The sequence below is a fragment of the Vibrio sp. WZ-1 genome, assembly GCF_052037695.1.
GTDB lineage: Bacteria > Pseudomonadota > Gammaproteobacteria > Enterobacterales > Vibrionaceae > Vibrio.
The window spans coordinates 98,753-112,926 of the sequence record NZ_JBQEQR010000075.1 but is presented as its reverse complement, the minus strand read 5'-3'; the positions used below and the strand labels follow the sequence as shown (position 1 = coordinate 112,926).

The window sequence follows — 14,174 nt, the reverse complement described above, 5'->3', positions numbered from 1 at the left end:
ATGACCAATAGCAACCCATTTCTTACTGCGTTAGAAAAATTTAAGTCAGACTTCAAATACATATCGGATAAAGAGCAGGATTTAGTTGCAATAAAATCCGCTTTGGTTACAGAGCTTACCCAAGCAGATCAGTTTAGTAGCAAGCAGATCAATGAGCAGCATCCATTGTTTAAATTGGCGACACAACTAAAGTCTTCCATCTATCAAGGCGTGCTAAGTTGGGATGCAAAATTAGAAGAGGCGTCACCAATGCGAGCGCTCAGCGAGCAGTTTGCTGATCGTGTTATTTTACTTGTATTTGGCAAAGTGAATGCGGGTAAAAGCTCGTTTTGTAATTACTTAACGAATCTATTTGCTCCTGAACAAATTAAGCGTTTTTGCTTTGAAGACGGTAAAGTCAAATATTTTGAGGGTGCGTTTGCCGAAGGTGTCACCGAAACAACCGCTCAGATCCAAGGCGTAGAGCTTGGCTCAAACTTGGTGCTATTAGATTCACCGGGCCTTCACTCGATAGTGGATGAAAACGGTGATCTTACTCGTCGCTATACCGACAGCGCGGATGCCATTTTATGGCTTACTCCGTCAAGTTCCCCAGGGCAAGTACAAGAATTGCAAGATCTAAAGCTTGAGCTTGAAAAGAAAAAACCATTACAACCCGTTATCACGAAAAGTGACGTATTAGTCGAGGATTGGTGTGATGAGGCAGAAGACCTTATCCAGAAAGTGGAAAATAAATCAGCCCAAGTTCGCCAATTGCAGCAAGAAGATGTGCATAGTCGAGTCTCGGCATTAGGCGGTGTTGATGATTTGAAAGAAGCGGTATCCGTATCAGTTCATGCGTACAAAACATTTGCAGCTACATCTGAGAACGCATTACAAGAGGCTGGCTTGCAAACGCTGTTTGAACGCTTGGTAGTAATAGTGAACGAAGCTAACCAATATAAGGTGGTTAAAGCTAAGCGCCAAATGATTAACTTCTTGGATGGTGAAGTACTGCATTCATTGAACGAAAATGTTTTACCGCAAGTGCAAGCGTTGCAGCAACTACTAACAAAAACAACGTATAACTTACGCCAAAAGCAAAATGTGCTGTCGAGCCAGATTCTTGATAACGTACTGTGTGAAGTGCCCATAGTCGTTGATAAGCACATGAACAACCGCGATAAAGAAGCAATAAGTCGTGAGCTGAATCAGTTAATTGAAGAGCAGATTAGTAATACTCTGACGGAGGAGTTATCTAGCTACGTTAACAATATTCAGCGTGTGTCAGGCGATCTCTCGAGTGGTAGTCTAGGTGATTTTGATGATATCACTATTGACGTTAAACAGGTCACGGGTAGGCGGGCGTCGAGTATCGCTTCGAGTGCTGGTGGATTAGGCGGGGCAGCTGCTGGGTTTGCGGTGGGTGGACCTATTGGTGCTTTGATTGGTGGTGCGATTGGCTCTTTTGGCGGCAATAAACTCGGTGAACGAATCTTTGTCGAAATCTCCACTCACAAAGAAGCGGTTGGGGTATCGCCAGATCAAGTTATCCTAACCACATCGGCAGCGGTACGTCAGCAATTGCCGCAATTGGTCGAACGTGTCTTTAGTGATGTGCAAACATCATTTATGCCCTTGCAGCAATACGCTGATTCCATAGTAGTTGCGGTAGAAAACTGTGCTTCAAAAACTCAAGCATTGAAGGTGTAAAAAATGCGAAATCCGTTTATTGAAATAGCTCAAAACCTTAACGAATCAAAGCATGTGATTGCTCCGAATTATCCGAATAATCAGGTTGACAGTGTTTATGCTGAGTTAAAAGAAAACCTAGATGATAATACACTGCAAGTTATGCTTTATGGTGCTTATAACGCAGGCAAAAGTACATTGATCAATGCGCTAATTGGCCATGAAAAAGCAACCGTAAATGACATTCCGACCACTGACACGGTTGATTACTATGATTGGAACGGGTATCGACTATTAGATACTCCAGGAGTCAACGCTCCCATTGACCATGAACAGACTACCATTGAGCAGATTAAACGTACTCAGGTTATGTTGTTTGTCATCCGAGAAGGGGACCAAGATTCAAAGGATCTTTATCAGCGATTATTTGAAATGATGAAGCTGAATAAGAAAATTTTCATTGTACTTAACCATCAGCTGACGAACGATTCAGATAAAGCAACGGCTTATCAGAAGATCATTCAGATTCTTTGTCATAAAGCTTCTGAATATGGCGTGAGTAATGAAAGCATTCAGCAAATTAAAGTGTTACCAATGAATGCGAAAACGGCATTAACGGGACGCTTAAAAGATAATCACCCTCAGTTACTTGAACGCTCTGGTTACAGTGAGTTCATTGAGGTGTTTAATGACTGGTTAAAATCAACAGACAACCAAGACAATCAACTATCAGCAGTTAAGAGTGCAGTTAATGAACTTTGGTATCAGCCAGCGGTAAACCAACTCCAACTATCCACGAAGGCCACCTCAGAACATAACGAGCTATTGATGCGTTGCCGAGAAGATAAGCAAATGCTTGTAAGTCGCCAACGCTCGTTAGTAATAGAAGCGAGGAATATGATCAGTCATGAATTGATGTTGATGAAATCTGATATCAGTAGCTGCATACAGAGTACACAAGATCAAGCGCAACTTGATAGCCAGTTGCAGCGTTTGATTGACCCAATTGGAGACAAGCTAGAAGCGTGGATCAACGACAGTTTGGGAGAGGTTAATGGCTTACTAAACGTTGAAGTTTCACATCGCTTACAGCAAAGTTTGAGCTCGAATAATTCTGAGTATCTGGACAAGGCAATTAAAGGGCTTGGCAGTATGGCCACCCCTGACAATATCAAGAGTGTGCTGCTTCAAGGTCGTGCGTTCAAGATCCCTGGTTTAAAAGGTCGATGGGAGAAAACCCTGGGGAATTGGGCAGGGAAAGGCGTAATCATTGTTCAGGTTCTTACCGCGTTATGGGATGTGTATAGAGCAGGCAAGGCTCAAGATCAGCAAAACGCTCATGAGCGGCAAGCAGCTGTCAGCTTATATCAGGCGGTTGATGAGATCTGCTCAGTGGTTAAACGTGAGTATGGCAATATTTCTGAGCAGGTAATTACCGAAATCCTCAATGTTCAGATTCGCGCACTTGATGATGAAATCGCAAAAATTACAGCAGAAGAAAATCAAACTCAGCAAGATTTGCAACAAGTGTTGGACTTTCAGAATAAACTCAACGCTATTGGGTATTAGGGAAAGAAGCAGAGTTCGTTTAACCCTAGACTCATAAGCTTACGAACCTCAATCCACCGAAAAACATCACTAACATACCTCTCAACGAAACGATTCATTGAGAGGTATTTTTTATGTGTAAACAAGTAACGTTCAGCAAATATCAAAAACGCGCGATTAAATTTCTGTCTGACTATTTAGGCGCGGATACCCCCTTTTCTTACGAAAGAACACAGACTAACCATCTCAAAGTATTAATTGATGGGGTAGCAAAGCCTATCTTCACTGGTTCGACACCTTCGGATTGCAAATCAATAAACAACTTTATGGCCGAAGTAAAACGAGAAGTGAAAGCAAGTAAGCTAGAAGGCGAAGGTAAACAACACATCGCGCCACAGATGCAATTGCCAAATCCAATTAAATTGTCACAAGACCGACTCATCCAAACTTGTGTGAAGTCATTGCGTGCTCGCATCGACACGATGAAGTCGAAAGAAGAAGAACAAATATTGGCAACCAAATCTCTCAATGAAGTGGGCGAATATCGTCTATCCGCCATCAAACACGCAGTATCACTGGCGCTTCAAGCTCGTAAGCAAGGTGTGTACATCAAATCAAAAGAGATGAAGACGATCGAATCAAAAATCTTAACGCATTTAGATTTTATGATGCCGACGTTGGCTTATTACGCAGAATTGTTAGAGAGCAAAACAAAGTATCAAAACAATGGTGCTCAATCTAAAGCAGCAAAAGAATCCTTAACTAACAACGTCATTAAGTTGGAAGGTACTGCCAAACCGGATCCTAAAAAGAAAAATAGTTTGGTGGGAGCACAGCCACAACCGGAGGTCAATATGAACAACAATAAGAACCAGCAAAAAGGTGGTTCAGCCTCCGAGTTGATGGCTATGTCTCCAAACAACCGTATTTCGTTGTTACGTCAATTATCGAAAACAGAGGCGCTGCAGCTGATTGATGATGTGAACCAAGCATTAGCGATGAACCGCGAGCAAGACATTGTAGAAGTGGTTGCCATGATAAAAGAGAAAGATTTACCGCTAGAAACTATCATTTCACGCTTAGAGGCCGCTTAGAAAATATGAGTCATTACATTAGACAGGCTTTCAACGTGTGCTAGGAGTAAACTGATTATATTGTAATGACATAAAATATAAATCGAGAGTAGTGATTGAATTGAAGAATCATCTGACTTCAAATCTAAACTTAAGTAACACCGCTTTGCATTAAAATCTGATACGGTATCCATTGGTTAAAATATTAGTTTATGTTGACGTTTGTAATGTGTTTGAACATTTAATTAGCAATAAAAGAGCTAGTTGAACTTAAAGTTGTTCATTTTACATCCAGACAAAGCGAGTCATAAAAACACAAAAAAGTATGGAATACCGTTTATTTTGTGAGTAAAATCCGAAAAAATCCACCTCCTTATACAACTGATTTGCTAAAAAATGACTGATTTTCTTGCTTCTATCATCGCTTCTTATAGTGCTGCATCTATTTCGGACGCATTCATCTATACCATCCTTTTGCTACTTGTCGCTTCTAGTATTTTGGCTTTTCTAGGAAAAGCACCCAGATTTACGGCAAGTACAACCAACATCCTTACCTCTTTGGGTATCCTAGGTACTTTTGCAGGCATTGTTGTAGGTTTGATGGAATTCAATCCAACAGATATCGATGGTAGTATCGAATCTCTGCTTGCGGGCTTGAAGACTGCGTTTCTAACCAGTCTAGTTGGTATGGCTGCATCGATTATTTATAAGGCAATTCTAGGGACCATTCCTCAGAAAGGTGAAGATGCAATTAAAGGCGTGGGCCCTGAAGAAATCTTCCAGGTTATGTCCCAACAGCTAAGATCGTCGAATGAGTTGTTAGCCTCCATCAAAGGTGAGGAGGATACCTCATTAGTTTCCCAGCTAAAGAAACTGCGAACGGACATCAATGATGGGCAAAAGGAGCAAACCGCTTATCAGAACCTAAAGATTACTCAGACAGAAAAGTTCCAAGCAACGCTCTGGGAAAAGATGGATGAGTTTGGTGAGCTACTATCTAAATCAGCGACAGAGCAAGTCATTAATGCTCTGAAAGAAGTAATCGTAGAGTTTAATGACAAACTGACAGAGCAGTTTGGTGAGAACTTTAAGCGATTAGATGAGTCAGTGAAGAAACTCGTTGATTGGCAAGAAAACTATAAAGACCAACTAGAAGACATGGCCACGAAGTATCAGCTAGGTGTAGATGCAATATCTTCGACAGAAAAGTCAGTCGCTAGCATCAATGAACGTGCTGAAGCTATCCCAGCGACGATGGAAAAACTTCACCAAGTGATGGAGTTAGGACATGGTCAAGTGACGGAGCTTGAGCATCGCTTAGAAGCATTTAAAGATCTTCGTGATAAAGCGGTAGAAGCAATGCCACAAATTCGTGAGCAGATGGACAACACCATGTCTGTGATTGGTGAATCAGTTAAAGCGGCATCGACACATTATGAGTCAATGCTGCAAGAGTCACAAAATATAATTGATAACTTCAGTTCAACTGCGACTCACAGTGTTGAACTCATGCGTACCAACCTAGAAAGTGGTGCGGAAAATGTTTCGCTACAGTTAATTGAGAGTTCACAAACACTAAGCGGAAAGCTAGCTGAGGCATCATCTGACATTCAAGAGCAAGTGGGTACAGCAACTGGCGGTCTAAGCAATGTAACCAGCCATCTAACCGATACGACAGAGCAAATAAGGCAACACCTTGAAGACTCAATTACTGAGTTGAATGGCCAGCTTCGCGTACTAGTGGCTGATATTAAAGACGATGCACGAGAAACGGGTAATGTTCTAAAAGAAGCCAACCAAGAGTTGCTAAATGGCACGAAAGAAATTCAGTCAGAAACGACGTCTGCTATTTCTAAACTACACGATCGCTTAGAAACGACTCTAGAAGAGGTGTTCCAAATTCAAGCACAAGCTGTGCGCCGGACCTTTGATAGTTTGGAAGACCAAATTACTCAGGCCGTAGCTCAAACGGGTAGTGCGGTAGAGAAACAAGTTGAAATATTGGACCTGCAGATGCAGCAAGAAATCAACCGAACCATGAATGAAATGGGTGAAGCGCTTGCGACGATTACTCAACAATTTACCCGCGATTACCAAGCATTAACGCGTGAAATGTCGAATGTTGTAAACAGTAAAATTGCAGTGTAATCATGGAAAAGCTATTCGGAAAAACCAAATCTACGGGTGATGGTGGTGAACATTGGATGTCAGTATCAGATCTAATGGCAGGTCTGATGATGGTGTTCTTGTTCATTTCTGTTGCGCTAATGCGTGATGCTATGGTTGAGCGTGACAAAATAAAAGAAGTCGCAGAAACTTATCAGAAAACCCAGCAGGCCATCTATATTGCGCTGTTGGAAGAGTTTGCTAAAGATCTTGATACGTGGGGCGCTGAAATTGATCGAGATACATTGAGTGTCAACTTTACAGCGCCCGAAGTATTGTTCGGCAATGGTAAGGCGAACTTAACTCAGCAATTTCAAGTAATTTTGAATGATTTCTTTCCTCGTTATCTGGAAGTACTAGAGCAATACAAACCGATTATTCAAGAAATCAAAATTGAAGGGCATACATCTAGCCGTTGGAACCACGATTCTAGCGATTACGAGGCTTACTTTAATAATATGCGTTTATCACAGTCACGGACGCGTGCAGTACTTGGCTACGTAATGAAGCTTGATGATGTTCGGGCACAACATTATGGCTGGGTAAAAAATAACGTAGCGGCAGTAGGATATTCTTCATCTAAAGCAGTTGTTAAAGACGGTGTAGAAGACGAAAAACGTTCTCGTCGAGTCTCTTTCCGTGTAATTACTAACGCTGAAGAGCAGATATTGAAGATCTTGGGGGCGGAATGAAACTAACGCTTAACCTTCATTCCCTGATGCGTGCGATTGAAATTATGGAACCAGAGAGAAGTGGTAAATTCACTCTGAAACTTCACGAGACTCATATCGATAAAATAACGGCAGAACTAGAGAAAGGGAAGGATGTAGAGCTTAAGGATGTAGAGATAGAATCAGGCCTTTTAAGTTATAAAGGACGTCATGTCACGCTCTATATAAAAGCGAATGGAACCAGTGCTCGTTTTCATGTTTCTGACTGTTCAACATTGCAAGGTATGAGGGCAAGTGGAAGATTTGAGCGTTATGTGGTCACAAACAATACATCAGGAGAATTCCTAGTTGATACCTCCTATGGAGAGAAAAAGGCGAGGCTAAAGGTATGTCAAAACTGTCTACGTAAGCTTAATTATAAAGGTTGTAATACGACAACAAACATAACGTCGGTAGTTCAGAACTTTAACATGGCGGAATTCTTTGCTACCTATAGCTCTTTCTTCCCGCACATGCCGTCTCGACGAGCTGAGACCGCTGAGAGTGGCTACAGCGATGATTGGTCAAAAATATCTTCCCACTATCGTGTAGAAAAGAACTTTGAGTGTGAAGAATGTAAAGTGAATATGCGTTCTCACCGAGCACTTCTGCATGTTCATCATGTTAATGGTGTTAAATCAGATAACAGGCCGTCAAATCTTCGAGCACTGTGCATCGACTGCCACAGCAAACAACCCATGCATGAGCATATGGCTCTCAGCCATCGCGAACGTCAAACAATTAACGATTTGCGCAAACAGCAAGGTTTATTTGATGACCTCGGTGAGTGGCAAGAGTTGTTTGATTACTCAGATCCAGGTGTACATGGCGTATTGCATGCTTGTCGACAAGCGTATCTGCAACTCCCTGATATTAACTATTTTGTTGAAGACAGTTTCGGAGGGTTAGCTGCACGGCTTGAACTTGCGTGGCCGAAGCACAAATTTGGTGTCGCAATATCAATGAACGATATTGAAGATGCAAGCAGTAATGGTTGGCAGGTCGTGGGTATTAATGACTTTTTGGAAAATTACAAATCACAAGCTTATAACTTAAGGCACTAAATAAATGCAGGTTAAGCTAGAAGAGATAATTGAGAGAATCATTTCAGTCAACCATGCTTGGAAGCTCTCAAGAGAAGAGTTTGGCAATGAGTTTGCTGCAACTCAATCTCTCAGACACACAAAATCATCATTACAAGCAACATTGCTTCGAGAGTTTCCTCATGACGCCTATCTTTTAAAAGCGACAGATAGCGATACTCAAGACGAAGATATGTATAGCGTTCGGTTGGAGACGCCAATCCTTATCAATGGATTCGAAAGATATGACGCCGAACACCTCCCTGTTCGTGTTGCTGATGAAATTTTAACGAAACAAGAAATTACTAAATTCCTAAAAAAATAGGTGCGATTTTATATGTACGACCACTTGGCTTTCATTTCTGGTGACTGGGTTACAGATGCCATTATTTTAACGACTGCAGCGGTATTCTTGTTCTTCTCTTACCGAGAGATCGTGGCCGTTATTAAAACAAAAATTCAACTCAAAGAGCTTGGCAAGATTAAATTAAAAGCTTCATCGAACGTTATCAATTCGAAAAGCTTGAAAAAAGAGCAGCTAGTCTGGGTAACCGATCACCTTGTGTATGCACCGACGCAAGATGGTATTGTCGTTGAAACAAAAGGTGATTTATGGTTAACCAAATCACCAATCTCACAGATGCTCCCTTCAATCGATTCTTCTCGTTACAAGCTGATCCCTGCGTTATTAACGAGCATTGGTATTACTGGCACATTCCTAGGTATTACGCTAGGTCTAAGCGAGTTTACTATGGCCGGGGACTCAAAAGCATTATTGGCTTCCGCTGCTGAATTGTTAGAGGGGATGAAAACGGCGTTTTATACCTCACTTGCAGGTTTAGGTACCTCAGCGCTATTTATGGTTTGGATGAAAATATCTTCAAGCGTATTAGCAAAGGCTCAGAAAGAGTTAATCAGCACGCTGTCTTCTCAATACTTTGAAGCGAGCCCGATCTATTACCTGAAAAACATGTCCAACGAGGGACAAAAAGAGGTTCTTGAAGCCCAACTTCGCTCTGCGTCAGCAGTGGAGTTGATGGGCGAGAAGATGGAGGCGACAAGTCAGTCTCTTGCGCAACTTGGGACCTCATTCAACGGTGAAGTTATTGCAAAGCAGATATCGACAGCACTAGCTGAGTCAATCGAAACAAGTATGACTCCAATGCTCGGAGAGATTAAGCAAGAACTCAGCGCACTCAAAGATATTAAAGAGCAATCGCAGAAAGAATTAGTTGAGCTTTTGATCCAGGAAATGAAATCAGAACTAATCGCCCCTGTTGTTGAAGAGCTAAGTAAAACCAGTGCGGCAGTAACAAGCAGCAACGAGATTACCTCACAACTGAATAGTAATATTGAACGAGTAGTGACCAGTACCTCGGAAACGGTTGATACGATCAATGAGTTCCAAAAAGAGACGATGCTTAAACTGCAATCATTTGCTGAGTCACTTAAGGGAATACTAGCCAGTTTCAAAGAGGATACACAGGGTGCAATGACCTCAATAGCATCAGAAGTTAACACTATGCTGAATAATGCATCGCAAGGTATGGACTCTCAACGAGTAGCGTTTGAACAAAGTGCAAACAAAGCTGCGAGTGCATTTGAAGGCATGAAAAATTCGCTAGAAGCAGCACTCGATGAGCGCCAAAGCGCAGAAAAAGATCTCTTTGAAAACGTAACCGATCGCATTAACGATTTGCTATCGGATATTTCTAATTCATTCGAGAGCCAAACTTCTGTGTTGGCTCAAACAGGTGAAACAGCATCTCAAATGATGACGCAGGCACAAAAAGACTTTGAAATGTCAGTGCAACAACGCCGAGAAGAAGAATCGAAGATGTTTGTTGAAGTCGAAAGTCGCCTATCTAACCTTGTTGAGAACGCTGCTAAAGGTATTGAGAATCAGCAATCTGCCTTCGAACAAAGCGCAGACAAAGCTTCAAGTGCATTTGAGGGCATGAAAAACTCGCTAGAAGCAGCACTTGATGAACGCCAAAGTGCAGAAAAAGTACTCTTTGAAAATGTAACAGGCCGTATTAACGGTTTGCTATCAGAAATCTCGACTTCATTCGAGAGCCAAACTTCTGTGTTGGCTCAAACAGGTGAAACAGCATCTAACTTAATGAATCAGGCTCAAAAAGACTTTGAAGTGTCAGTGCAAATGCGTCGTGACGAAGAGTCTCATTTATTTGGAGAAATGGAGAGCAGAATCACTGGTTTGGTTCAAAACTCACAAGCTATTTTCCAAGAGCAGGCGGAAGCAATCAAACTTGTTGGCGATGAAGCAAGTAGTGTTATGCAGTCGGCAAAATCTGAACTTCAGCAAGGTCTAGGCGACATTGATTCAAAAGTGAAGTCGATGTCTGAAACGGTACAGCGTGAGCTCGAAGCATTCCGATTACAGTATCAAGAGAACCTAACTCGTTACTTTGAACAGCAAAACGACCTACTTGAAGATAGTTTGAGTAAGCAGCGAAATGGCTTGAATGACGTTGTAGACAACTTCCGAAATGTATTTGAAAGTGAATACAAAGCGAGACATAACTTACTCCAAGAACTCACCGCACAATACGAGAAACTGGAAGCTTCGGCTGGCACTCTGGAACGTGTTGCTAAAGCTATTGGTTTGAACGAAGCATCTAAAATGGCTGAACTTCAAGACGCCGCGCATACAATGAGCCGAGAAATTGCGTTGCTGAAAAAAGAGTATGCAAAAGCATCGGCAACATTCACTGATATCACTGAGAATTTGCCAAAAGCGATGGATGAATATTTCACTCGCGCAAATGAAAGCTTTGAAACATTCTTTAATGACTTCGACCAATCGGCAAGTACTATTCACAATAAATTGTCTCAGGCTGCTGGCTATCTAATTAACTCACAAGTATTACGCCGTAAATTTGAAGCTGACGAGGTGAACGCATAATGCGTGGCTTGGGGACAGCGCCAAAAACGGCGGATGTTGAGGAATCAGGCGTTTGGCTTTCTGTTGGGGACTTAATGTCCGTGCTTCTTATGATATTTGCATTATTGCTTATCAGCGCTTTAGTGCAAATTTCTGAAGTATATGAAGAGAGCCAAAATACTCGAGTTGTCATTATCAAAGGCATCAATGATGCGTTAAATGCAGCAGGGATTGAGGTCAAAGCCGACCCTGATACCGGTGATATCTCTATTACGGATTCGATTCTCTTTGACTTGGATGACTATAGGTTAAAACCTTCGGGTAAAGAGTTTCTGAACAAATTTATACCAATCTATTCAGATGTAGTTTTTCAATCAAAAGCAACAGCAGATGAAGTCAGCCGAATTGTTATTGAGGGGCACTCGAGCTCTGAAGGATCTTTCAATCGAAATATGGAACTCAGCGTCTTACGAGCGAATAGTGTTACTGCTTTTGTAAACTCAATGCGCTTTGAGAATAAGCATCGTTTCTTTGACAAAGTGGTAATTTCAGGAAGAGGTCCTATTGAGGCAGATCAGTCTATAGCGCAAGCGTCTGATAGAAAGGTAAAGTTTCGTTTCCAGTTTAAAGATGACGAATTCCTAGGTAACTTCTCAGAGGTAGAGAAAGTTGAAAAATAGCGTTATTTCATTTGCTCAACCATCTTTACCAAGCAAAGTGAGTATTGAAAAAAATTCATTTGATGACTTTTTTGATATTGGGACAGGTGCAACTGTCCTTCCTAGCTTTCCACCGAAAACCTTATTGCAGATCGTTAACTTAGTGGATGCTGGTCGTGCGGATGAAATCTCAATCTTCGAGTGGTTAGAGGTTACAGAAAATACAGACCAATGGACTGAACTAACGGATGACCAATCCTTATATGCCTGCCGTGCAATATGGAGGGCAATTTGTTGTAACTCCGTTTTGGGTGATATCGCGTTCTTTCAAGTCGCATTAGCAATTGATGGTAAGTCTAGTAGTATCGTCCCTAAATTACTGGAGACGATGAGCATTATGCGCACGGAAAATGGGCTTGATGCATTGTGCTCAGAAAAAATTGACTGGCTATTATCTCTTCAAGCGCAACAGCATCGTGAGTTGGCCAATATCTGCTGGAATGCAAACCTAACGCCTTATTATAAAACGAAGTGGTTGCGTCTGCCGCTAGCGAATACCTACCTGAGTCAAATACAGCAGGAAGTATGCTCGGTTATTGATCCTCAATCGTACAATGAGAAAAGCGATAATTGGTTGTATGAGTGTTTTCTCTCTTTACAAACAACCAAAGATAGAATTGCTTTCTGTGAACGCTTTATCCTGCGTTTTTCAAAAAGTGCATATTCCTATCTATGTGGAAAAATGATTGAAGAGCGTTGTTTGCCTTTTAATGAGGATTGCTACTGGTATCTGTTAAGTGAAGCAGCTAAGGAAAAACTCAAAAATCAATTCGGTTTATCAAACTATTATGAGTTGCATGGCATTTCAAGGCTACTTTCTCAAGACAACACCGAGGATGCGTTAGGGTTTGATGAGCAGAAGCGGCGCCAAATTCACAGTCGGACAATGTTTTGGTCTAACTATACTAAGCATTTTAAACGTATTAGAGCGCTACTCCCTGAGTCCAGTTTCCATTACATCGCACAGTTTAATAATGGCTTACCACCGTTCGTTGATAAACTTGCGCCATCGGAAAGTCAGGACAGTGAAGTGTATATCTTTGAGTTGAGTAAACTCATCGTAGTCGAGTTTTTAAGAGGCGGGTTGAGTGAGACACGTTTTTTCAATGCCACGGATTGGAACTTAAAGCGCTTGTTTGATAGTAGGGAGCTTTCAATTGATGACATTCGCAGTCTGTCGCAGCAAGAAGTACATGACCACTTAGTGGGATGGCAGTACTTCTGTGAGAAGTTGTTGCGAATGAAGTTTAAACTCACCCCTACAACAGGTAAGCCTTATTTTAAGGGGTTACCTCCAAGTGTGAACAGTTACACTGAAACTAAGGGATTATTGATCGCACCAGACCCAAAAATGATGACAGAGCGAAAGTCCTTACTTGCTCCTTGGGTAGAACAGTTCTGGAACGTTGAGTTTAAAACGGGTAAATACGGTGAGTTTGGTGATACTCAAAAACAAAGCAGAGTATATCTGGCGAAAGCTCTAATGGCGAAGCAGCTAGGGAATCATGATGAGTATGAAATGTTCATCCGACAAGCTGCAGACAATGGTAACCCTGAAGCGATGTGGCAGTTGGGTAGAACTTTACTGCTTGGCTCAAGAAGCACTCCAGCAATGAGAAAGCAGGGAGAAGAGTGGATCGGTAAAGCGGCCAGCTTCGCACATCACGAAGCAAGAGAAACGGCAACCCGATTCCGCATTCCTTTTGTAGAGAATGTACCGCCAAAACCCGAAGAGACGATTTCGCTTGAAGAGAAAAGTGAATTTGAATCTTGTCTCACTTCATTAGCCGCTGTGCGAGAGTGGGATCAGCAACAAGGACTAAAACTAGCGAAGAAATTGCTGTTAGATGCCGATGATAAACAGGTTTTACTTGACGCGTTGGTAACGCTACTCTCGAAGTCTCAAAGCAGTGAAGTTCGCGAAGAAATTACTGCTATGTTGCAACAAGAGGATGACATCAACGCCTTAATGAATGCTGCTCTTGCGTTAAGTAATGGCTCGACATTAGAGCAAATTAAAGCCATTGAGATCTATGAACATTTACACGAAAGTAACGTAGATGTGAAAGAGAAAGTGAACGCTTTGGTTAAGTTTGCAGAAGATTATCAGCGTGGGGCTGTGCTAGTGGCTGGGCTTCGTACATTGTCTAATTTGGGCGATTTAGATGCCACTTACCGTTTAGCAGAAATAATGCAGGCAAGTGAATCAGCGGAAGAACGGCAGTCGGGCTTAACGTTGATGAGTTTTGCAGCCGGTAGAGGGCATGAAAAAGCAAAAGAGATCATCAAGTTTTAGCTCA

General features: G+C 41.9%; 10 protein-coding genes. All 10 read left to right on the top strand.

The genetic code is table 11. The features are described from left to right. The 10 genes from ACTS60_RS11650 (at nucleotide 1) to ACTS60_RS11605 (ending at nucleotide 14,170) form a co-directional block, all read left to right on the top strand. A complete protein-coding gene (locus tag ACTS60_RS11650) occupies nucleotides 1-1,692 on the top strand; it encodes a dynamin family protein (RefSeq protein WP_440888370.1) in 1,692 nt (563 codons plus the stop codon). A gap of 3 nt (nucleotides 1,693-1,695) precedes the next feature. Continuing rightward, complete coding sequence (locus ACTS60_RS11645) at nucleotides 1,696-3,240, top strand: GTPase (RefSeq protein WP_440888369.1); 1,545 nt, start codon at nucleotides 1,696-1,698, stop codon at nucleotides 3,238-3,240. A 113-nt stretch (nucleotides 3,241-3,353) separates the two neighbouring features. After that, nucleotides 3,354-4,313 carry a hypothetical protein gene (locus tag ACTS60_RS11640; protein ID WP_440888368.1) on the top strand — a complete coding sequence of 320 codons (960 nt, stop codon included), beginning with the start codon at nucleotides 3,354-3,356 and terminating at the stop codon, nucleotides 4,311-4,313. Between the two features lie 375 nt (nucleotides 4,314-4,688). Next, nucleotides 4,689-6,440 (top strand): hypothetical protein, encoded by a 1,752-nt coding sequence (locus tag ACTS60_RS11635; protein ID WP_440888367.1) that lies wholly within the window; start codon nucleotides 4,689-4,691, stop codon nucleotides 6,438-6,440. A 2-nt stretch (nucleotides 6,441-6,442) separates the two neighbouring features. After that, entirely contained in the window at nucleotides 6,443-7,150 is a 708-nt protein-coding gene (locus ACTS60_RS11630; protein WP_152164368.1) for an OmpA family protein, read from the top strand. After that, a complete protein-coding gene (locus tag ACTS60_RS11625; RefSeq protein ID WP_440888366.1) occupies nucleotides 7,147-8,232 on the top strand; it encodes an HNH endonuclease in 1,086 nt (361 codons plus the stop codon). The genes ACTS60_RS11630 and ACTS60_RS11625 overlap by 4 nt, the downstream gene beginning before the upstream one ends. 4 nt (nucleotides 8,233-8,236) lie before the next feature. Further along, nucleotides 8,237-8,575: a hypothetical protein gene (locus tag ACTS60_RS11620; protein ID WP_122067667.1), complete on the top strand. Its 339-nt coding sequence runs from the start codon at nucleotides 8,237-8,239 to the stop codon at nucleotides 8,573-8,575. A gap of 12 nt (nucleotides 8,576-8,587) precedes the next feature. Next, nucleotides 8,588-11,176: a hypothetical protein gene (locus ACTS60_RS11615; protein ID WP_440888365.1), complete on the top strand. Its 2,589-nt coding sequence runs from the start codon at nucleotides 8,588-8,590 to the stop codon at nucleotides 11,174-11,176. After that, nucleotides 11,176-11,835: an OmpA/MotB family protein gene (locus tag ACTS60_RS11610; RefSeq protein ID WP_440888364.1), complete on the top strand. Its 660-nt coding sequence runs from the start codon at nucleotides 11,176-11,178 to the stop codon at nucleotides 11,833-11,835. The genes ACTS60_RS11615 and ACTS60_RS11610 overlap by 1 nt, the downstream gene beginning before the upstream one ends. Further along, the gene (locus ACTS60_RS11605; RefSeq protein WP_440888363.1) at nucleotides 11,825-14,170 is read left to right on the top strand and encodes an EH signature domain-containing protein; all 2,346 of its coding nucleotides are present in this window, start codon (nucleotides 11,825-11,827) and stop codon (nucleotides 14,168-14,170) included. The genes ACTS60_RS11610 and ACTS60_RS11605 overlap by 11 nt, the downstream gene beginning before the upstream one ends. Nucleotides 14,171-14,174 lie beyond the last annotated feature (4 nt).